This window comes from Synergistes jonesii (assembly GCF_000712295.1).
In the GTDB taxonomy this organism is placed as follows: Bacteria; Synergistota; Synergistia; order Synergistales; family Synergistaceae; genus Synergistes; species Synergistes jonesii.
Map to the genome: position 1 here is coordinate 166,880 of NZ_JMKI01000002.1, position 21,081 is coordinate 187,960.

At 56.2% G+C, this 21,081-nt stretch carries 22 protein-coding genes and 1 riboswitch; of the genes, 9 read left to right on the plus strand and 13 right to left on the minus strand.

Translation table 11 applies throughout. From position 1 onward, the window contains the following. Position 1 precedes the first annotated feature (1 nt). Complete coding sequence (locus EH55_RS00750; protein ID WP_037974074.1) at positions 2-1,573, minus strand: PucR family transcriptional regulator; 1,572 nt, start codon at positions 1,571-1,573, stop codon at positions 2-4. A 207-nt stretch (positions 1,574-1,780) separates the two neighbouring features. Between EH55_RS00750 and EH55_RS00755 the strand changes: the two genes are divergently transcribed. The 3 genes from EH55_RS00755 to glsA all read left to right on the plus strand — a co-directional run bounded on the left by EH55_RS00755 (position 1,781) and on the right by glsA (position 5,297). Continuing rightward, positions 1,781-2,761, plus strand: coding sequence for an agmatinase family protein (locus EH55_RS00755; RefSeq protein WP_037974076.1), 981 nt, complete (start codon positions 1,781-1,783; stop codon positions 2,759-2,761). A 73-nt stretch (positions 2,762-2,834) separates the two neighbouring features. Next, entirely contained in the window at positions 2,835-4,310 is a 1,476-nt protein-coding gene (locus tag EH55_RS00760) for a sodium/proline symporter (RefSeq protein WP_201769314.1), read from the plus strand. 45 nt (positions 4,311-4,355) lie between these two features. After that, positions 4,356-5,297 carry a glutaminase A gene (glsA, locus tag EH55_RS00765; RefSeq protein ID WP_081839374.1) on the plus strand — a complete coding sequence of 314 codons (942 nt, stop codon included), beginning with the start codon at positions 4,356-4,358 and terminating at the stop codon, positions 5,295-5,297. A gap of 107 nt (positions 5,298-5,404) precedes the next feature. On the opposite strand, the gene EH55_RS00770 is transcribed toward glsA, so the two are convergent. The 3 genes from EH55_RS00770 to EH55_RS00780 all read right to left on the minus strand — a co-directional run bounded on the left by EH55_RS00770 (position 5,405) and on the right by EH55_RS00780 (position 7,592). Then, entirely contained in the window at positions 5,405-6,532 is a 1,128-nt protein-coding gene (locus tag EH55_RS00770) for an aldo/keto reductase (RefSeq protein ID WP_037974077.1), read from the minus strand. 13 nt (positions 6,533-6,545) lie between these two features. Then, positions 6,546-7,025 (minus strand): flavodoxin, encoded by a 480-nt coding sequence (locus EH55_RS00775; RefSeq protein ID WP_201769315.1) that lies wholly within the window; start codon positions 7,023-7,025, stop codon positions 6,546-6,548. Between the two features lie 105 nt (positions 7,026-7,130). Then, positions 7,131-7,592 (minus strand): cyclophilin-like fold protein, encoded by a 462-nt coding sequence (locus tag EH55_RS00780; RefSeq protein ID WP_201769316.1) that lies wholly within the window; start codon positions 7,590-7,592, stop codon positions 7,131-7,133. Between the two features lie 318 nt (positions 7,593-7,910). Between EH55_RS00780 and EH55_RS00785 the strand changes: the two genes are divergently transcribed. Further along, on the plus strand, positions 7,911-8,759 hold the full coding sequence (locus EH55_RS00785) for a MerR family transcriptional regulator (RefSeq protein WP_141730452.1): 849 nt from the start codon (positions 7,911-7,913) through the stop codon (positions 8,757-8,759). A 59-nt stretch (positions 8,760-8,818) separates the two neighbouring features. Then, positions 8,819-9,844: an NAD(P)H-dependent amine dehydrogenase family protein gene (locus EH55_RS00790; RefSeq protein ID WP_037974081.1), complete on the plus strand. Its 1,026-nt coding sequence runs from the start codon at positions 8,819-8,821 to the stop codon at positions 9,842-9,844. 110 nt (positions 9,845-9,954) lie between these two features. Here the strand turns inward: EH55_RS00790 and EH55_RS00795 are convergent, their stop codons facing one another. From EH55_RS00795 to EH55_RS00825, 8 genes are all read right to left on the minus strand, one after another. Then, positions 9,955-11,652, minus strand: a complete 1,698-nt coding sequence (locus EH55_RS00795) for a glutamine--tRNA ligase/YqeY domain fusion protein (protein WP_037974082.1) — start codon at positions 11,650-11,652, stop codon at positions 9,955-9,957. A 15-nt stretch (positions 11,653-11,667) separates the two neighbouring features. After that, positions 11,668-12,624: an asparaginase domain-containing protein gene (locus tag EH55_RS13200; RefSeq protein ID WP_051682508.1), complete on the minus strand. Its 957-nt coding sequence runs from the start codon at positions 12,622-12,624 to the stop codon at positions 11,668-11,670. Further along, entirely contained in the window at positions 12,624-13,643 is a 1,020-nt protein-coding gene (locus tag EH55_RS14315) for a hypothetical protein (protein ID WP_037974083.1), read from the minus strand. The genes EH55_RS13200 and EH55_RS14315 overlap by 1 nt, the downstream gene beginning before the upstream one ends. A gap of 5 nt (positions 13,644-13,648) precedes the next feature. Then, positions 13,649-13,936: a hypothetical protein gene (locus EH55_RS00810; RefSeq protein WP_037974085.1), complete on the minus strand. Its 288-nt coding sequence runs from the start codon at positions 13,934-13,936 to the stop codon at positions 13,649-13,651. Further along, positions 13,936-15,540: a proton-conducting transporter transmembrane domain-containing protein gene (locus tag EH55_RS00815; protein WP_037974086.1), complete on the minus strand. Its 1,605-nt coding sequence runs from the start codon at positions 15,538-15,540 to the stop codon at positions 13,936-13,938. The genes EH55_RS00810 and EH55_RS00815 overlap by 1 nt, the downstream gene beginning before the upstream one ends. Positions 15,541-15,835: 295 nt before the next feature. Beyond that, positions 15,836-15,982 carry a hypothetical protein gene (locus EH55_RS14320; RefSeq protein WP_160170711.1) on the minus strand — a complete coding sequence of 49 codons (147 nt, stop codon included), beginning with the start codon at positions 15,980-15,982 and terminating at the stop codon, positions 15,836-15,838. Positions 15,983-15,997: 15 nt separating this feature from the next. Beyond that, positions 15,998-16,177, minus strand: a complete 180-nt coding sequence (locus EH55_RS14325; RefSeq protein ID WP_037974087.1) for a hypothetical protein — start codon at positions 16,175-16,177, stop codon at positions 15,998-16,000. A 25-nt stretch (positions 16,178-16,202) separates the two neighbouring features. Then, complete coding sequence (locus tag EH55_RS00825) at positions 16,203-16,862, minus strand: CarD family transcriptional regulator (RefSeq protein ID WP_051682509.1); 660 nt, start codon at positions 16,860-16,862, stop codon at positions 16,203-16,205. 333 nt (positions 16,863-17,195) lie between these two features. Continuing rightward, positions 17,196-17,296: riboswitch (TPP riboswitch) on the plus strand. 101 nt (positions 17,297-17,397) lie between these two features. Here EH55_RS00825 and thiD point away from each other — a divergent pair. Genes thiD through thiW form a run of 4 tightly spaced genes read left to right on the plus strand, consistent with a single transcriptional unit; the run spans position 17,398 to position 20,163 of the window. Next, positions 17,398-18,228, plus strand: coding sequence for a bifunctional hydroxymethylpyrimidine kinase/phosphomethylpyrimidine kinase (thiD, locus tag EH55_RS00830; RefSeq protein ID WP_236617053.1), 831 nt, complete (start codon positions 17,398-17,400; stop codon positions 18,226-18,228). Further along, positions 18,221-18,955, plus strand: coding sequence for a hydroxyethylthiazole kinase (locus tag EH55_RS00835; protein ID WP_037974088.1), 735 nt, complete (start codon positions 18,221-18,223; stop codon positions 18,953-18,955). The genes thiD and EH55_RS00835 overlap by 8 nt, the downstream gene beginning before the upstream one ends. A gap of 3 nt (positions 18,956-18,958) precedes the next feature. Further along, positions 18,959-19,615: a thiamine phosphate synthase gene (gene thiE / locus EH55_RS00840; protein WP_037974089.1), complete on the plus strand. Its 657-nt coding sequence runs from the start codon at positions 18,959-18,961 to the stop codon at positions 19,613-19,615. A gap of 23 nt (positions 19,616-19,638) precedes the next feature. Continuing rightward, positions 19,639-20,163: an energy coupling factor transporter S component ThiW gene (thiW, locus tag EH55_RS00845; RefSeq protein WP_037974090.1), complete on the plus strand. Its 525-nt coding sequence runs from the start codon at positions 19,639-19,641 to the stop codon at positions 20,161-20,163. Positions 20,164-20,252: 89 nt separating this feature from the next. On the opposite strand, the gene EH55_RS00850 is transcribed toward thiW, so the two are convergent. Then, complete coding sequence (locus tag EH55_RS00850; protein WP_051682510.1) at positions 20,253-21,047, minus strand: hypothetical protein; 795 nt, start codon at positions 21,045-21,047, stop codon at positions 20,253-20,255. Positions 21,048-21,081 lie beyond the last annotated feature (34 nt).

Sequence of the window (21,081 nt, forward strand, 5' to 3'; positions counted from 1 at the left end):
TTCAATCCCCTTCCATAAGTATACTTTTGTCAAATCTGTAAATTGCATTAAGTCTCAGCGCCATTGAAAGATCGAATTTAAAGCGATATTCATCCACATCTCCGTCAAGCAGTTCGGAAATTTTGTGTAAGCGGTACTTTATCGTATTTGGATGAAAGGACATTTCTTTAGCCGTGAGACGGACATTCCAATTATTTCGTTCCAGCGATACCAGCGTATCCGTCAACTCTCCGTTATGCTCCCTGTCATGCCGGAGCACCCTTCCAAGAACGCGATGGTGAAGCCTTTTAGCTTCGGGGCAAGCGGCAATTGTGCTGATGATCTGGTAACTGTCCAGCTCTTCCCAGAATATCGGGCTACCGATGATCTCGTTTATCTTGGAATACTGCGCGGCCTTCATCGCTTCCGAAGCACTGTCGCCCAACGACGCCAGTGAATTTTTTATGCCGCCGCATCCTATATGGCACTCCGGCCATCCCATCCTTCCCATCTCATCCACGGCCAGACGAACCGCATGAAGCACACGCTCCATTATACGCTCCTTCTGTTGACCGCCGGCGGGCATGATGATGCAGAGGATCGCATCCTTATATGTCATTACGAAGACGTTTTCGAAGAGCGACGATATCCTCTTCTCTATGGACTCGATGCCCATCATGAATTTAAAATCGTCATAGTCCAGCACCATCTCTCCACGCAGCTCAACGGCAACTGCGAGACAATCGCTGTCTCTGTGGAGGCCGGCGGAGCGGAGCTTTTCCATAAAGACGGCGTAATCCTCTATCCGTTCCTCTAAAATGGCGGTGAAAAAATTTGACGATAATTTTTTGCGCGCCAGACGTTCCTGATTGCCCTTCTTAAGATGTATACGCAGTCCTAAAAGCGCGGCATTGATGATGCTCAGCTGTTCCGGTTTCACTTCTTCGGAAAAAAGCAGACAGCCAGCGCGCATCCCCTCGTTTACGATCCATCGGTAATAAAATATCCGTTGTAGCTCGCGCAGGGGGTATGTCTTTACCATCTCCGTAAAATTCCTATCCTTAGAAGCCGTCAGCGTCCTGTTAAGGGCCATGTCGCGGTATGCCGACGGAATGCCAAGATAATCTTCAAGGCGGCTCATCAGCGCCATAATATTTGGACTGTCTATCAGTTCTACCGAAATGTCGGTATAAGACAAAAAATTTGAAGCGCCTGGCGAAATATCCCATAAAAATGATACGAAATCGGCGATAAAGCTGCCGTTGAACGGGTTGGAATCCGCCGTAATCAGCGGCAGACCATATTCGTCGGCAATTTCTCCGTAGCGTCTCAGAAGAGATTCATCGCCAGCGACGAGAAGAAGAGCCGCTGCTCCTGCCTCCGCGAGCCCGCGGATTAGAGCGGGGCCTGGGGTCTCACCAACGGCATTGCTGAGAAAGACAAGGTTGCCGTGCAAATCGACCGTCTTATCGGGCTTGAACAGATCGACCACTCTCATGCCGTCAAGAGATCGTCCCTCGCCAGAGACGGCACCGATCAGTCTGAATTTTTTAAACCTTTTATCTCTTAGAAAATCCCCAACGCTCTTTACCAATCAGCATCACCTCGCTTATCGTCAACTTTCGTTAAAAGTATACCTTAATCCGGCTTTATGCGAATTGTCGGGCAGGACAATAAAATTCTCGTTATTTGTCCTTAAGATACTATAAAAAATTACCGCCTATTTTTAGAATATCGCTACGGTAACGGAACATCATAAATCAAAAGAACATATGCTGAACACACCTAGGAGGAAAGAACTATGAAGAACAAGCCCACCTGCTATGACGTCAGAGGGGAGATCCCGGAAATTTACAGCGGCGTACCTACCTTTCTCGGGCTGCCTAAAGTAACGGAAGAGGAAATAGACGGACACGATGTAATCGTAATGGGGGCCCCTTGGGAGGGCATCTGCACTACGGGGTCGTATACAGGATGCGAATTGGGAACAAAGACGATACGCAGCGCGTCGATACGCTACGGCGGTTATCTGCCAGAATTTGATTACGATGCCTTCGACTATATATCCGCCGGGGACTTTGGCGATGCGGCGCATTTTCCTGGAGACAGCGCCGCGACATTCGATTCTATAGAAAAAAAAGCCGACGCTATATTTTCCCGCAATAAGCGAAGCCTCTGCTTCGGCGGAGATCATTCCATCACGATCCCCATGCTGCGCTCGCTGGCGAAAAATTTTCCCGGCAAGAGGATCGGCGTCGTACACTTTGACGCCCATCTCGACAATATGCCAAGCTTTCTTGACAAAGAACCGCTGGCAAGATGTTGCCCCATGCACCGCGCCTACGACATGGAGGAGGTCGCCAGTATAATACACGTCGGCATCAGAGGGCCACGCAACAACTTCCGAGGACTCGAACACGCAAGAAAGCATAAAGCGACGGTCGTAAGCTCATTTGAACTCCACCAGAAGGGGATAGATGCGGTATTTGACACAATAAAGGAAACCGTCCTCGACAAGTCAGATATAGTATATCTGACCATATGCAGCGACGCCCTTGATGTATCCGAAAACCCTGGAGGACCCTCGGACTTCGCCGGACTCACGTCATACCAGCTCCTTAGCTTAGTGCACAGGGTTGCGGCAGAGGGAATACAGGGGCTCGACTTTGTAGAGATATATCCACCGCAGGACCACGCGGGGATATCGAGTCATATGGCAGCTTGGGCCGGAATCTACGGGATAAGCGGCATAGCAAAATGGAAAATCAACAAAGAGTATTAAGAGGCAGAAATTACGTATCCTGGTGCCGTCTTTTCAGGCGGCACCGATAATCCGACAATAAGGGGTGACGTCTATGAACTACATGCACGGTAACACGCAATTTATGATAGTCATGATCGCTTACGTGCTTTTTCTCATGGGGTTTGGCATCTACCAAGGCAAAAAGGTAAAGAGCGCCACCGATTTTTCAATAGCGGGAAGGGTCCTGCCAGGATGGGTGGCGGCGCTTTCAGAGAGAGCCACGGCAGAATCTTCGTGGTGCCTCCTTGGTCTCCCCGGCTATGTTTACGTAGCCGGTCTCTCCGGAACATGGGCCTCTATCGGCAGCTTCGCAGGGATAGTGCTCTCATGGCTTTTCATAGCCAGGCCGTTAAGGGATCAGGCGGCAGAGTATGATGCCGTTACATTCTCAGATTATCTCTCGAAGCGCTTCGGTTCGATGGGTACCTATATCTCTGTGTTCAGCAGCACCGCCATCGTTTTCTTCTTTTTCTTCTATGTCGGCGCACAGTTTATAGGCGGAGCAAAGACCTTCTATACCGTATTCGGTATGCCGATCAACATCGGCATGCTAGTTACATTCTGCATAGTGATTCCATACACGATATACGGCGGCTTCGGCAGCGTCGTCTATACAGACTGCGTACAGGCTCTGATCATGATCGGCGCACTGGTCATAGGACCCATCTTTGGTCTCTGGTATATTGGCCAGGCGCCGGACGTATGGGCACATTCGCTGACGGAAGTGTTTTCGAAGATGGCCGCTCAAGGGCCAAAATTCAACAGCTGGACCGGCGGGCTCACAGGATTTGCCGCGCTCACCGTCATTATAGGCGAAGGTTCGTGGCTCTTTGGCTTCTTAGGCGGTCTGCCTCAACTATCGACAAGATTCATGGCTATCAAAGACGATCAAGAGGTCAAGATAGGACGAAACGTCGGCATTCTCTGGAGTTGCGGCGCATACATAGGAGCTCCGCTCATCGGACTTCTCGGCGTGGCTCTCTTCGGACCGAGCGGTCTGGAAGATCCGGAAATGGTAACTCCGGCCGTATTTCTAAGAGTATTCCACCCGATGCTGGCGGCGCTCTTTCTTACCGGCGGCATAGCGGCGATGCTCTCTACGGCAGATTCGTTGTTGGTCCTCTCGTCTACGGAACTTGCAGAAAACATAATATTTCCGCGTATGAAGAATCTCGAAGCGCTCGACCGTAAAAAGCTGCTCAGATATTCGCGCATGACGACGGGGCTCGTAGCCGTATTCGCGCTGTTGGCGGCCTTCTTCGTACCTTCAAGACTCATACATACCGTAGTGGGCTACGCCTGGGCGGGAATCGGCTCGACCTTTTCGGTCGTAATACTCGGCGCGTTATTCAGCAGGCACTATACGGCGCAGGCGGCTTTTGCTACAATGGTCACAGGTGTTTTCTTTACTGTGATATGGAACATAATCGGATACGAAAGCCTGATTTCGGCGCGGGCGATGACCTTCTTCGTGAGCCTTCTTGTGGCGGTTGTGGCCGCCGTCTGCACCCAACCCCGCAAGGATTAGATTAAAGCCTCGCCGGAAAGAAAAAAGCGCTGAGGAGAAGAGACTATGGAGAATCAATCTGATCTATTAAACAAGCAGCTTTTGAACGACATCGGAAATATCGCCCGCGTTACAAGCGCGGAGGGAAAGGTAGCAAGCTATATACCGGAACTTTCGCGAATGTCCGCCGAGCTCTTTTCTCTGAGCTGTCAGCCTGTGGATTCTCCTATGGTCGAGACAGGGGATTGCGGACAGTTTTTTACAATGCAGTCGATGGCAAAGATAATATCTCTTGCCTTCGCGATCGAACAATTCGGATGCGAAAACGTCTTCCGCCACGTCGGCATGGAGGCGAGCGCCGACTCGTTCAACTCGCTCATGCGTATAGAGATGACCTCGTCGAAGCCGTCAAATCCCTTCATGAACGCCGGGGCCATAGCGGTCTGTTCGCTCATTTTCAAGGCATATAAAGAAGAATCTTTAAAAAGGATAACCGACTTTCTTAAAAGCGTTATCGGAGAGGAAAACGGATTTGACGAGAAGGTCTTCCTATCCGAGAAGAGAAGCGCCGACAGGAACAGGGCCCTCGCCTTTTTTATGAAGAGCATGGGGCTGCTGCACGGCGACGTAGAGGCGATACTCGATTTGTATTTCACGCTCTGCAGCCTGCGCTGCACAAGCGGCGGCCTCGCGAAGATCGGAGCGATGATCGCCTCCGGCGGCACATCCGTCGTCTCCGGAGAAAAGCTGATCGCAAATGAGACCGTCTACACACTGCTCGGGCTCATGAGCTCCTGCGGCCTCTACAACGAGTCTGGGGAGTTCGCCGTCCGCGTCGGGCTGCCCGGAAAGAGCGGCGTATCCGGAGGGATACTCGCCGTCGTTCCCGGCAGGATGGGAATAGGGGTATTCTCCCCCGCGCTCAACGCCAAGGGCAACTCCGTAGCGGGAATCAGGGCGCTAGAACTGCTCTCCGAAAAGCTCGACCTGCGCGGGTTGGGGCTCTGAGAGGCAAACGATTATCATGCTATAAAGAGATTCTCCGACTAACTGAGCGGAGGCGTGCAGGCCGGCGAAGAAAAAACGCCGGCCTGCACGCTGCAGTGCAAAAAGTCTTAATTCGTCCCGTTCATATGGAAGGCTTCGGCGGCCTCCGCGAGATGCTTGCGAATCGGAATGTGCTGCGGGCAGGCGTCTTCGCACGCTCCACATTTGACGCATTCCGTGGCGCGCGCCTTGCCGTGCGAGCCTACGAGCCACTTCTCCTGGCCGGCGGCGTAGTCGTATTTTCCGTAGATATTCAGCATGTTCAGCGCAGTGAAGGTCCCCGAAATGCCGATATCCTGCGGGCAGACTTCCGCGCAGTAGTCGCAGCTCGTGCACGGAATCATCGGCAGGGCGTTCAGCACGTCTCTTACCCGCGCGACGACCGCCTGCTCGTCTTCCGAAAGAGGTTTAAAGTCGCGCATATACGATAGGTTGTCGGCCATCTGCTCGATATCGCTCATGCCGGAAAGCACCGTTATCACGCCGTCGAGGCTCGCGGCGAAGCGGATCGCCCACGACGCACAGGAAGCGTTCGGGTCCGCCTTCTTCAGGATTTCCACCGCGGCTTCCGGCGGGTCGGCGAGCAGCCCTCCCTTGACCGGTTCCATGATCACGACGGGCTTTCCGTATTTGCGCGCGACTTCGTAGCAGGCTCTCGACTGGATGCGCGGATTTTCCCAGTCCGCGTAGTTGATTTGCAGCTGCACGAATTCCGCCTCGGGGTGGGCCTTCAGAATCAGCTCGAGCTCGTCGTGCGTCGAGTGGAAAGAAAAGCCGATGTGTTTGATTTTCCCTTCCGCTTTCTTTTCCTTTACGAAATTCCACATGTCGAAGTCGTCAAAGAAATGCGTACGCCCTTCGCCCAAGTTGTGCAGCAGATAAAAATCGAAATAGCCGGCACCGGTCTGCTTCAGCGAGGTCTCGAACTGCGCGGTCGCGTCCTCGCGCTTCTCGCATTTCATCCACGCGGCGTTCTTCGTCGCGAGCGTGAATTTGTCGCGCGGATAGCGTTCGACGAGCGCCATGCGTATCGCGTCCTCCGAACCGGGATATGCCCAGGCGGTATCAAAGTATGTGAAGCCCGCCTCCATAAACATATCCGTCATTTTCTTGACCTGTTCGACGTCGATATTTTCGCCGAGCTTCGGCAGGCGCATCAGCCCGAAGCCGAGTTTTTTATCGTTGATCTCGATCATCTCTTCTCCTCCGCTAAAGCGCCTCGGCGTTCTTCGCGAACGCAGCGATATCCTTTTCCGACGCCCCGTTCAGCAGTTTTCCGGCAACGACGCGCGCAGAGGCCGGGCAGCACGCTTTAAGGTCGTCCGCCGTCTTTCCGAAGCCGCTGCCTCCCGACGTCGCGAAAAGAATGATTTTTTTGCCGGAAAGGTCGCAGCTTTCGAGGAAAGTTTTGATAATCGCCGGCGCTGTGTACCACCAAATCGGGAAGCCGAGAAAGATGGCTTCGTAATCCGCGGCGCCGGCGAGCTTCTCCGCCATCGCCGGGCGCGACGACTTGTCGTTCGCCTCGACGGTCGCGCGGCTGTTTTTGTCCATCCAGTTTAGGTCGGCCGCCGTGTAGGGCACGGCCGGCTTTATCTCAAAAATATCCGCGCCGGCCGCGGCGGCCAGCTTCTGGGCGACGGCCTTGGTGGAGCCGCCTGCGGAAAAATACGCTACTAATTTTTTCATCTTCATTTCCACTCCTTCGTTATTCGTTTATAGAGCTTTCTCTCTAAATCATCTCACGCTTCGCCGTGAAGAAAAATAGAAAATATCTTAGCGCACGGCTCCGCTTCAGCTTGCCTTTTCGAACGTGACGTCGGCTTCGTCCATCTTGTCAAAGAAGGAAACGTCGCCGTTTATATGGCCGAGGGTCTGATGGTTGAAAACCTCGCCGTTCTGCTTATAGAGGATGACGAGGCTTCCGCGCGGCGGCCAGTAGGAAAGGTCGCCGACTTTGTAGCCCTGGTCTTTCGCTTCATTTGCCGGCAGCCCTCCGGGACCGAAATGAAAGCACATCTCGCGCCCGTACAGATTTGACATCGGCAGTGTAAGCGGCAGCTTGCCCCAAAGGGCCCGCGACGCGGCGCTGTCGTCGAGCTTCGCCTTGAGGACGTGCCTTCCAGCGGTGATCTTCACTACCATTTTAGAGCTATCCCGCCCCGCTTCGGCCTTCGTCTGAGCGCCGCCCTGATAAGCGCAGAGCGTGACGGCCAGCAGCATCGCGGCCAGCAGCACGAAAATAAATTTTTTCATTTGCATCATCCTTTCCTGTATTGAGATAAAATCTATTCCGACATCACCGGTATTCCGATTATGAAAATTATCACAACGGAAACCGCTTCTCTTTCAAAAAACGGACGTCCCTATTACGTTATTATTTTATCATTTCAAGATGGAATTGACAAAAGGTATAATACTCGCGATTTATCGCAAATTTCTGCCAGTAAATATATAGCGCCTGGGTGAATTTCTTTTTGTTCAACGGGCATAACCGAAATTTTCTGTCTTCTTGCCGCACCGTGTCTTTCATATTATACTCTAATACAACATTAGAGTTTAGGGGGAGTTGATTTGAGACATAACCTTCTTTCTATCGGGCAGATGGCGAAGCTCAATCATACGACTGTCCCGACGCTGCGGCTGTACGACCGGCTGGGGCTGCTCAGGCCATGCTACACGGATCCCGCGACCTCTTACCGCTATTACGACATCAAGCAAAACGCACGTTACGACATGATTCGATATATGAAAGAGCTCGGGATGGGGCTCACGGAGATTCAAACCGTGCTCAGCAAAGAGGACGTCCAGCTGATCGAAAGCATCCTCATAAAGAAGCGCGAGCATATTTTCGCGGAGATTCGCCGCCTGCGCGTACAGAGGGACGCGGTGACGCGCGCCATTTCGAACATCGAGCATTACAGGAAGGCGCCGACGGAGGGCGTGACGTCGCTGGAATACATCGACCAGCGCAAGATTTACGCGATTCCCGCGCGGAAAAATTTTTACGAACACGACATCGACAGCTATGAAGAGGTGCTCTCCGATCTAAGGAGCCGTATGACGGAGCGGGAACTCCCTCAGGTCTATTATTACAACGTCGGCACATCTATAAAGGAGGCTGATTTTCTTGCGCAGAGGTTCGTCGCGGCGGACCTTTTCGCGTTCGTCGACGAGCATTTTCCGCCGCTGCCGGAGATCCGCGCGCTGGAAAGCGGCATGTACGCCTGCATTTACACGGACAGCTACGACGAGGAGATCCCCTGCGCGAAAAAGCTGCTCGAGTTCTGCCGCGCAAACGAGTATCAGATATCCGGCGATTACATCTGCGAAATCCTGACGGAGTTCAACGTCTTCAACAAGGAGCAGCGTTCTATGTTCATGCGCCTGCAGGTCCCCGTCTCTTTTGAAATTAAGATTTGACCCTCACCTAACATTAGACATTATAATCTCCTTAAAACAACTTAAGGAGGTTTTTCACAATGAATAAGGTCAAGGTTGTACAGTACGGATGCGGCAAAATGGCGAAATATATCCTGCGCTACCTCTATGAGAAGGGCGCGCAGATAGTCGGCGCGATAGACGTCAACCCGGCCATCATAGGCATGGATATAGGCGATTACGCGGAGCTCGGCTTCAAGACCGGCGTAAAGATCAGCGACAACGCGGACGAGGTGCTCGACAACTGCGACGCGGATATCGCCGTCGTAACGCTTTTCAGCCTGGTCTCCGACTGCTTCGATCATTACGTGAAGTGTCTGTCGCGCGGCATCAGCGTGGTATCCACCTGCGAAGAGGCGACTTACTGCTGGACGACGGATCCCGTGCGCGCCAACAAGCTGGACGTGATCGCCAAAGAGCACGGCTGCACCTTCGTCGGCTCCGGCATGGAGGACTGCTTCTGGGTCAACATGGTCGGGCTCGTCGCCGGCGGCTGCCACAAAATCAGCAAGATCGAAGGCGCCGTGAGCTACAACGTCGAAGATTACGGGCTTGCGCTCGCAAAGGCGCACGGAGTCGACCTCACGGCCGAGGAGTTTGAAGCTCAGATCGCTCATCCCGAAGTCCTTGAGCCTTCTTACGTATGGAACAGCAACGAGGCGCTCGCTCAGAAGCTCGGACTCTCCATCAAGAGCCAGACGCAGAAATGCGTGCCTTATTTCCACGACGGAGATGTTTATTCCTCAACGATGGGCAAGACGATCCAGAAGGGGCGCTGCATCGGCATGGCCGCCGTCGTCACGACGGAAACCTTCCAGGGCGTCACGCTGGAAACTCAGTGCATCGGCAAGGTCTACGGCCCGGACGACGGCGACATGTGCGACTGGAAGATCACCGGCGAGCCAAACACGGAATTCCACATCGTGAAGCCGGCCACCGTCGAACACACCTGCGCGACGATCGTCAACCGCATCCCGAGCGTGCTTCGCGCGCCCGCCGGACTGGTGACGATGGATCAGCTGGACGAGATTCAGTATCTCGCCTACCCGATGGAACACTACTGCTGATAAAAATCCGATCGAACGCAGGGCTTTCGACCGCCGCATCGAGCGCAGCGCGACGGAAAACATGCGGCGCGGCTTTCAGACAAAGCCGCGCCCTTCGATTCATTCGTTTCTTATTTTTTCGGTGCGGCGCCGTTTTTATTTTTCTGCTCTTTGCCCCACGAATCTTTCAGCGAGACCGTAAGGTTGAACACCGGCTTTTCCGGCGTCGTATATTTATCGGCGCAGAAGTAGCCGTGGCGCAGGAACTGGAATTTATCAAGAGGCGCCGCGGCGGCCGCCGACGGCTCGACGAGCGCGCCTTCTACGACGACGAGCGACTTAGGGTCAAGGTAATCCTTGTAGTCCTTGTCCTCTTCCATGTCGTTCATGTTGCGCAGGGTGAAGAGATGCCCGTAGAGGTTGACGCGCGACTTCACGGCGTCGCCGCTCCAGACCCAGTGCAGCGTGCCCTTTATCTTGCGGCCGTCGGGCGCGTCGCCTCCGCGGCTCTTCATGTCGGCTGTGCAGCGTATCTCGGCGACATTGCCGTCGGCGTCTTTGACGACTTCGTCGCATTTGATTATGTAGGCGTGCTTGAGGCGCACTTCTTTGCCCGGCGACATGCGGAAGAAGCCCTTGACCGGCTCTTCCATGAAGTCGTCGCGCTCGATGTAGATTTCGCGTCCGATTTTCAGCGTGCGGCTGCCGGCGCCCTCATTCTCGGGGTTGTTCTCGGCGGGAAGCTCGTCGACGAAATTTTCCGGCCAGTTCGTGATGACGACCTTGAGCGGACGCAGCACGGCCATCGCGCGCCGCGCGCTCTTGTTCAGTTCCTCGCGCAGGCAATACTGTAGCAGTTCGACCTCCACCATGCTGTCGGCCTTTGCGACGCCTATCTCGCGGCAGAAGCGGCGTATCGCCGACGCAGTGTAGCCGCGGCGGCGGAAGCCGCAGATCGTCGGCATCCTCGGGTCGTCCCAGCCGTCGACTACGCCGAGCGTCACGAGCTCGTGCAGCCTGCGCTTGCTCATAACGGTGTAGGTCAGGTTGAGTCGCGCGAATTCGTACTGATGCGGCACTTGCGGCACGTCCACGTTTTCGATGAACCAGTCGTAGAGCGGCCTGTGGTCCTGGAATTCGAGCGTGCAGATCGAATGTGTGACGCCCTCTATCGCGTCTTCGAAGCCGTGCGCGAAGTCGTACATCGGGTATACGCACCATTTATCGCCGGTCCTGTGGTGCGCGCGCTTCAGTATCCTGTAGATGACTGGGTCGCGCATGTTCAGGTTGCTGCTCGCCATGTCGATCTTCGCGCGCAACACGCGCGAGCCTTCTTCGAATTCTCCGGCCGTCATTCTCGCGAAGAGGTCGAGGTTTTCCTCGACGCTGCGATCGCGGTACGGGGAATCGACGCCGGGCTTCGTCAGCGTGCCGCGGCTCACGCGAATCTCTTCGGCGTTCTGGTCGTCGACGTAGGCCTTTCCGCCCTTTATGAGGTCGACGGCCCATTCGTGGAACTGGTCGAAGTAGTCGGACGCGTAGCAGAGTTTAGCCCACTCGAAGCCCAGCCAGCGGACGTCTTCCTCGATCGCTTCGACGTATTCCGTCTCTTCCTTGGTCGGGTTAGTGTCGTCGAAGCGCAGGTTGCATCTGCCTCCGAACTGTTCGGCCATCCCGAAATTCAGGCATATGGATTTGGCGTGCCCTATATGAAGATAGCCGTTCGGCTCGGGAGGGAATCTCGTCGTTATCTCTTTTATCTTGCCTTCTTCAAGGTCTTTGGCGATTATCTCCTCTATGAAATTCTGGTTTTTGTTTTCAGCCGCCATTCTGCCGCCTCCTCATCAATATTTTTCTAAGTACAGGCTCAGTATTTTCTCAGGCTCTTCCGCATCAGCCGATAACGAGAAATATGATAATGCAATTAAGAATTCAAGTGAATAGCTCCCCTGATTAAAAACGGAAAAATTTTCTGCGGCAAGCCCCGCTATGCCGACTCCGCCGTAAAAGGAGGGCGATTTCTTCCCCTGCGCGCAGGAGCTCGCAGCGATGATCGCGGGCTTTTCGGCGCACGGCGCGAAGGCTTCGCAAAGCGCCGCGCGCACCCTGCGCGGCATGTTCCCCGCGCCGTAGCCTTCGAGGATGATGATTTTCCGCGGCGAAAAGAGGGGCAGCGCCGCGGGGTGCAGCTGTATCAGCTCCATCCGCGCGGCGGCTTCGCACCAGTCTACGACGCCGAGAGCCGTGTTCTTCCACGCGCGCGGCAGAGTCCCTCGCCCCGTAGCGACATAGGCCGCGAGCGCCGAGGAATTTTCTTTGTGGACGAACGCGCCCGCGTAATCTTTTCCTGCGAAGTGCAGAAAAACGCCGCTTTTACCGGAAGAGAGGCTCTTCGCCGCACCGCGCAGGTTCTCTTCTCCGTCGAAATCGGGCGCGTCAGGCGTCCTCTGGCTGCCGGTCAGCACGACGGAGACTCCGGCCGGCGCCGTCAGCGAGAGCCACGCGGCGGTGTAGGCCATCGTGTCTGTGCCGTGGACGACGAGAAATTTTTTCACGCCGCGCTCGGCCTCTTCGTTTATTTTTTTCGAGAGGGCGAGCCACTCGGCGGGTGAAACGTCAGAGCTGTCGACGCCGGCGCAGCCGAACATTTGACATATCTCGCAGCGGCAGCCCTTTGCGTTCAGGATCTCTTCGGCCTTCGAAAGCACGCTGCGCGCGGCGCCCGCGTCCGGCAACACGCCGTCGCCGCGGTCGGCGGAGAGTATCGTGCCTCCGGTCGAGATCACAAGGACCTTTTCCATCAGAAGAGCGCAGCCTCCTGGGAGAGGAGCAGCCCCTCGTACCAGAGCAGCGCCATCGACGCCGCAAGCAGCAGCGGCATCGCCGCCTCGGCGTATTTTTCCGGCGTCCTGCGTTCGATGAAGTTCATCGCGAACTGACAGAGCGGCACGACGAAGAGCCTCGCAAGCACCACCGCCAACCAGAACGCCGCGAAGCTCAGCGCCTGTCTGTACCATGCAATTCCTACGCCCTCGCCGATGTTTTCGATGATGTTGTGCGGGAAGAAGACGAAAACGACGACGGATATTATGATGAAAGAGCGCGCTATCGACCAGAGCTGAAGCAGCGCGCGCGGGGCTCCTTTGAAATCCGGCATCTCCGACGCCTCGAAGAGCTCGCTGCTCTCGGCCGTACCCCTGTGCGGTATCTGGCTCAATATGATGAACGCGAAGAGCAGAGAGCCGCATATACCGAAGGGGGACATCGCGGAAAAGCGCCCGACGACCGAGAAGGAATTGAGGCTGAAGGGGTCTCTGTCGACGCCGTTCTGCGTGAAGAAGAAGGAGAGGGAGGCGGCGGAGGCCGCGAGCGGAACGAGCAGCTTGAGCGCGGCTTTAGCCTCGGCCGCGGCGAAATCGAGCCCCTCCTTCGTGCCGAGCGAGCAGAGCGCCGCTACGGCGAAGGCCTCGGAGAGCAGAAGCAGCTGCGCCATCTGTATTATGTCGGCGCCGTTGTCGATGATCGGGATAAAGGTGCAGAAAGGCAGGCTCGCGCAGAGCGTCACAAGAGAAGCGGCGGCAAGCGCCGGAGCGTAAATGACGACCTTCGCCGCAGCGCGGCCCGGCAGGGACGCCGGCTCGCGGAAAGCCGCGCGCAAGGCCGCCTCGGGCAGCGCCGGGAGGGCTCGCCCCATTTTTCTCATAACGAGCGCCGCAAGGCGCTGATAGAGCCTGTCGCTTTTTATCGCCGCGGAAAATACGAACGTTATCAGCAACAGCGCGACGAAGCAGTTGAAGAGCAGCGGGAAAATATCATTCATAACAGTCACCCCAGGAAGACGGCGATCACAAAGAGCAGGAAGAGCGCGCCTATTCCCAGCAGAGGGCTGAAGGGCAGCGCGAGCCACGGCTCGATGCAGTTTTCAAGGAAGGAGCGCACTCCTGGGCGCGAAAAGGCTCCGATCGACTCGGCTGCCGCACCGCCGCGGAAGTCCACGCCGTGCTTCAGCGCGCGCCTGACCGCGAAGGAGAGCGCGGCGGCGGCGACAAGAAAAAGTACCAGCCATTTCAGCAGATTCCACGCGAAAAACCCGGTCGAGATACTGAAAAACATCATCCATCCCTCCCAGCCGGCGAAAGGGAGCGCGGAACAGTCCTGTTTATCAGAGATTCCACGGAAGGAGAGACGGAATCGGCGAATATCCTGCCGGGCGTCAGAGTCGCCGCGGCAAAGATGAGCAACAGCAGAAAGATCGGCAAGAGCGCCGCGTGGACGCCTTCGAAATCCCCCTCTCCGTCCCCTTCTCCGCCGGACGCCGACAGGGCCAGCACGAAACGCAGTGCGGCGAAGAATATCGCCGCCGTCAGCGAAAACAGCAGCAGAGTGAGGAAGGGGCTTATGAAATTGGCCGAGCGAAGCAGCAACTGTCTGCCCTCGTAGCCGATGAAGGGCGGCAGACCAGCCGTTATCGCGACGAGCAGCAGCAGGAACGACGAAACAAAGGGGAAGCGCTTGAAAAGCCGGCCGTACCGCCAAAGTTCCGCGCCCTTTCCATCCGGTTCCTTCAGAAAGACCGTGACGATCGCGAAAGCCGCGGAAAGGGGCAGGAACACAAGCCACAGCGAGATCATCGACTCTATCGCGTCCACGCCGTAGAGCGCGGCCCTTTCGGCGCTGAAGGAGCCGTCCATAGCGACTCCCATCGACACGAGGATGGCGCCCTTCACACAAAATATCAAAGAATCCATAAAATTCGACGGCTCAGGCTCCTTCGAAAGCACGGCGAGCGCGAGGAACAGCAGCGCGACGCCGAGCATCATAAAAAGCAGCGGGACCTTCTGCAGCCCGCGCATCGGGCCGTAAAGCGAGAAAACGACGCGGAAGACGATGAAGAGCGTCGCCTGCGTCCTTATGCCGAAAAAGCAGTTTTTCGCAGCTTCGTCGAGGAGGGGCGAAGGTTTGACGAAGATGTAGAGCAGCGGCACGACGAGCAGCACGAAGGCCCACAGCGACGCCCGAGAGGGCTCTATCACGGAGGCGAGCACGCTGATATTTGTGCTGCCGTAGCCGCTTCTGAGAATCATCGCGCCGGCGAGGAACATAGCGAGCAGCAGCAGCCGCGAAAGGTAATAGAAGAGATGGCGCCTGCGCCGCCGCGCCCTTCTCGCGTAAAAGCCGCGGTAAAGCCCTGTGACGCCGAGCTGCGTTATCATCAGGAAGAAGAAGAGCGAAAGTAGGTTGTTTAGGAAAAATATTCCCTGTATGCCGGCGCAGGCAAGAAGAAAGAGCATTATCACGCGCGGCGTTATCGGCTTTCTGCGCTCCGCGAGGGCGCGCAGCCCAGCGGCGAGCGCGACGAAGCTCATCAGCGCCGCCGACGTCGCGCCGAAGGCGTCTACCCTCAGCGCGGCCTGCATCTTTTTGCCGCTCTCGGGCGAAAGCACGTCGCTCCAGCCGCCGCCGGTGAAAACGTACAGCTGATCGGACGCGCCGCTTGCATATTTCCATATCAGCGCCGAAATAAGCGCGCCCGCGCAGAGCAGCAGCAGAAATGGCAGCTTGCAGCAGAGGCGCGGGAGCTCTACAGGCTTGCGGGTCCACTGTGCGATAAAATCGTTATATAAAATCAAAAGGCCGTATGCGGCCGCGCCGAAAAGAGGAAGCGCAAAGGCCAGCACGGGCAGAGGCATCGTCTTGAAAATAAGGGGAAAATCCATAAACTCACCTTTCCTGCGGCGCGGACCGGCGCTTGAAGAATGTGCGGGCGGCGGGCGCGTCTTGCGCATACATTATAGCAAAGAGCCGGCTTTTTTTCCCGCGCACCGGCGGTCCCTTCACCTCTGCGCACAGGGCGGACCGGCGCTATTATATAGTCATTTGCGATTTAGCGCCTTGGTAAAAAGCGCATATTCCGCTTTCAAATTTTCTCTCTTCGCGGAAAGCAGGAGGCGCGCCTAAGCGCAGCCCCTTTTCGGCGCATATACTTTTAAGCGGCGGCGCTCTTGCCGCGCCCTAAATTATCTGCGATTCCACGAGCGCCGCGGAGATACGGCTTGCGCTTATTTTCGTTCTGCGTCCGTACCATCCTTCAGCAAAAAACGAGCCGCGCGTGCGCAGCTCGTCGTTTTCGACGCCGGCAAAGACCAGCGGAATATCCATATTTTAAGCGCGGATTCAGCCAGTTTCCTTTAAATGCCTGTCTATAAACGCTTCGACTTCATCCTCCTTTATCTCGAGGGCTTCGACGAAAGCCGCGTTCAACCTGTCGTTGGCGCGCTTCGCGTATTCGGCCTCGAGCGCGACCTCTGTCTTTCCGGCACCGCCGCCCTTCCTGAAGCGGCGGCTCTTCGCCACTTTCAGTCGCTCGAACGGGTCCTTTTTAGAGAGCGCCCTCTTGTAAAGGTCTATTCTTCCCTTGCTGCTTGGCGCGTTCAAAAGCGTAATGTACGGTATTCGCTCTATCGGCTCCAGTGCGTCTTCTCTCGTCATCCTCGGCGTCTCTCCTCCCCGTCAGGTAATTTACGATATAGGGGATCACGCCGTCGCGGCGCAACCCGAGCACGAAGGCGAACTCCTCCTTGACGCCGCGCTCCGCCGCCGCGAGAATCTTTTCGTCGCACGCACGGAACTTTTTGCCGCTTTCGCGCATCTCCGCCTTGTGCACATGCAGGATTTTTATAAGCCAGAGAATTTTTGAAATATCCCTGCTCTTAAGCACGTCCTCGAAGACGGCCGTTCGGCTTTCGTCGTTTTCGATCCACTGTGCGCCTATATCCTCGGATTTGTCGATGACGGAAAGTATTTCGTCGCGCGAAAGCAGAGGGCGCAGCTTTTCGCAGCTCCCATCCATATGCACCGGAAGATAGAATTTCGCTTTATCATCGTAAACCGAATTCATCACGTAATAGAGCCTTTCTTCCATATCGCTGAACTTTTCCGTCCTAATGTCGTTTATCCTGCATATTCCGTTGCCGGCGTACACGACACAGTCGCCGACGCTGAATCCATTACCATTAACCGCGCATTTGCCGGTCCCCATCGTCAACCCCCCTGTATATTATTTGAGATTATCCATAGAATTATTTTATCTATCAGTAATCGTCAACAGCCAAAATCAAACGCGCGCTTAAATCAAATATTCGCATATGTCGCACGTTTCTAATAAATTATATCAATTTTACGCGAAAATTTCAAAGTATATATCAAATTTTTTTGTATACTGTAAACGCTTATATTCAATCAGGGCGCGTATATATGTAAAACGCGCGGAAAGGGACGAATAGGACGGAAGAGAAAATCCGAAGCGCTGACGCGAGCGGCAAATATTCTGCGCCGAGCGGGTTGACACGGGCAAAATTTGGCGCAATAATACGGGAAACTCCGGGGGAGCTGTAAAGCTGAGAGGAAGCGCGAGCTTCGACCCCAGACCTGATCCGGTCAATGCCGGCGTAGGGAGCGAGACCGATGACGCACAAGAAGCCCCGCTCGAGCAAGAGCGGGCTTTTGTTTTTGGAAGGCAGCGCTCTACAGCCTTAAGTGAAGAAGATAAATGTTTTCTGAAAGGAAGGATGGCAATGCGGCAGGGAATATACCGCGGGATAGCGATGTCGATAGCGGGAAGCGATTCGGGAGGCGGAGCCGGGATACAGGCCGACCTAAAGACCTTCGCCGCCCTTAAGGTCTTCGGCACTACCGCGATAACTGCGGTAACGGTGCAAAACTCGATAGGCGTGACGGGGATACACAGCGTGCCGCCGGAAATAATCAGAACTCAGATACTCTCGGTAGGCGGCGACTTCAAGCTCGACGCCGTCAAGACGGGGATGCTCGGCAACCGCGGTGCGGTGAGCGCGGCGGCTGCGGCGCTGCGCGAACTCCGCATCGAAAAGATAGTAGTCGACCCGGTGATGGTCGCGCAGAGCGGAGACACTCTGCTGGAAGAGGACGCGGTCGACGCAGTGAAAAAGCTCATCGTGCCGCTGGCCGCGATCGTAACGCCGAACCTGCCGGAAGCGGAAAAGCTGGCCGGCATGAAGATAAGCGGCGTGGACGACATGGCGGAGGCGGCGCGCGTGATAGCAAAGAGCGGCTGCGGCGCGGTGCTGGTGAAGGGGGGGCATCTGCCAGGCGAGCCTGAGACGATAACCGACGTGCTTTACAACGGCGGCAAAATATCTTTGCTGCGCGACAAGAGAATCGACACGAAGGCGAACCACGGCACGGGCTGCACGCTGAGCTCAGCGATCGCCGCGGAGCTCGCGGCCGGCTGCCGCCTCGAAGAAGCGGTGGGGCGCGGCAGAAAATATCTGCGCGCCGGACTGCTCAACGGGGTTACGGCCGGGCACGGCGCGGGCTGTCTCGGGCACGCCGTCGAGATGCCGTGGATAGAGGCAGCGCATGCCTGAGCCCCTCGTATATCAGATAACGAACGCGGTGTCGGCGCAGCTTCAGGCCGACTGCGTCGCACTGCTCGGCGGCTCTTCGATAATGACGCGCGCGCTGCAAGAGGCCGAAGAAAGCGCGGCCGCCTGCGACGCGTTGTTGATAAACACCGGCACGCCGCCGGAGAACGCTCTCGAACTCTACAGGAGCGCCGCGCGCGCCGCATCGGCGCATAACGCCCCGATGGTGCTCGACGCGGTAGGCTGCGGCTTCTCAAAATACCGCAGCGCGGTTATACGCACTCTGCTCGAAGAATTCCGCTTCTCCGTAATAAAGGGCAACGAAGCGGAGATCGGCGCGCTCTGCGGCGCAAAGACGGCTCCGCGCGGCGTCTCCTGCGGCGGCGCGGTGGAAAACGCCGCCGCGCTGGCGGCGGCCTGCGCGGAAAAATATCGCTGCGCCGCCTACTGCACCGGGAAGTACGATCATCTGTCGGACGGGAGAAGAAACTTCCGCGTAGGCGGCGGCTCGCCTCTGCTTCACGCTACGAGCGGTACTGGCTGCGCCCTTGGCAGTGCTACGGCGCTCTTCTGCGCGTATATGCCGCCGCTCGACGCGTCGCACAGAGCCCTTTCGCTCTTCCGCCGCGCCTCCGAAACGGCCGCGCGCGCGGAAGGCCCCTACTCGTTCAGGGTGAAATTTCTCGACGCGCTGGCGAAGCTCGGGCGCGCCGAAAAGAGAGCGCGATAAAAGATGCGGGACAGAAAAAATCTGGCCGCGCGGCTGAAGATCTATCTGATATGCGGCGAAGGCTTCACGCCCAAAGAAAACATCGCAAAGGTATCAGCAGCGCTGCGCGGAGGCGTCACCGCAGTGCAGCTGCGCGTCAAGAGCTGGAGTGGGCGCGAATGCTTCAGCGCCGCGCTCGCGCTGAAAAAACTTTGCCGCGAACACGGCGCGCTGCTGCTGATAAACGACAGGCTCGACGTCGCGATGGCGGCCGGGGCCGACGGCGTCCACCTCGGTCAGAGCGATCTGCCCGTCGACGTCGCGCGCAGAGTAGCCGGACCGGACTTCATAATCGGCGGCACGGCGCGCACGCCCGAGCTCGCGCGCGAAGCCCAGCTCTTGGGCGCGGATTACGTCGGCTGCGGCGCGGCGTTCGGCACTGCGACGAAAAAGGACGCTCTCGTCATAGGCCCAGAGGGGATCAAAAAGGCGCTGGCGTCGATAGAAATACCCTCCGTCGCGATAGGCGGCATCGACTCGGCGAACATCGCGCGGCTCGCCGGCTGCGGCGCCTGCGGAGCGGCGCTCTCCTGCTCGCTGATGAACGCGGAAGACACAGAAAAAGCGGCGCGGGAACTTCTCGCCGAAGCGGAGAGAATCTTCCCGCGCCCTTCGAAATAAAAAAACAACATGGAGGCTTAAAAATGCAGAATGAAGAAAAAAGAAAGTTTTTCAGAAGGGCCGTGCTCGCCGGAGCTTTTGCGGCGGCCGGCGTGGTGCTCTCCGTCGTCTCGATACCGGTGGGGCCGACTAAATGCTTTCCCTTCCAACACACCATCAACGTGCTGGCCGGAGCGATACTCGGCCCCTGGTGGGCCGTAGGCGCCGCGTTCACGACCAGCGTCGTAAGAAACATGATGGGTACCGGCAGCCTCTTCGCCTTCCCTGGCAGCATGTTCGGCGCGCTCTTCGTCGGGCTGGCCGCGCGCGCTCTGCCGGAAAAATACAAATTTTGCGCCGCCTGCGCCGAGCCGGCCGGCACAGGCATAGTCGGAGCGTGGGTCGCGGCGAAGATACTAGGCCCGGCTATCGGGAAAAGCGTCGGATTTTTATTTTTCTCGGGCTCATTCCTCATGAGCTGCGTCCCCGGCGCGCTGATCGGCGCCGTGCTGCTCTGCTGCCTGCAAAAGAGAATGGCGCTCACTAAGACCTTCGGCGCTCTGATATAGCGCTCTCCTCCGAAACGGCCGAGCCGCGGGGCGACAAAAGTCGTGTCAATAACCAGAGAAAATGTCACTCTAATTGTTCTGAGAAAATGTCACCCCCTCCCTGTTTGTGTGTTATTATATATAGCAGGTTTGATTTTAAATCCACCCCGCCAGGGGTGGTCCGAAGCAGGCTTGTGTGGTGACACAACGCCTGCTTTCTTTTTCACGCCTACATCGATCGCTTTTTGCGCCCTAAACACCTTCTTCATTAGGACTGGCATGCCGTTTTGTATGACGTAAACGGCCCCGTCAAAGGTTTCCCTGACTTCCAGTATTCTTCCACGAACAAATACGGGGCTCTTTTCATCCTCTGGAGTATATATCTCCCCTTTGTATGATATGGTATTCCCCCCGCCGGCCCTTCTCGTGTCCCTTATGGAGAAAACAAGTCCGAGATCGATGCTTCTGTCAAAAGGCATGCAGGCGCTACCGTCCTCATGCGGCAGCACTGCAAACCTGCGGTTATAGTCGCTGATAAAACCTTCCGCTATCATCTTATTAGCGTCAGCGATGTTTGTGATGGATGAAAACCTCAATTCGGCGATGAGCCTGTCCTGAAATGTATTCCAGAGCCTTTCTATACGTCCCTTGGCCTGAGGGCTGTGCGCCGTTATCTGCTTTATACCAAGCTCATACAGCGCCTTGCCAAAGTTTGACAGCGGCAGCTCCGTTCCGCTCAAAATCTCATCGTCGGTCAACTCCTTGGGCGAACGGAATATAGTATGGCGGTCGCTGTATATGGACAGAGGCAATCCATATGCAAGCATCCCTTGTTCCAGCGCCGCGGCATAGCCGCGCATACATTCAGTTTCAGTAAAGACGCCCCTGTAACGACCCTGTCGCATCGTCTATATATGCGTGCAAGTTGCATATCCGTGT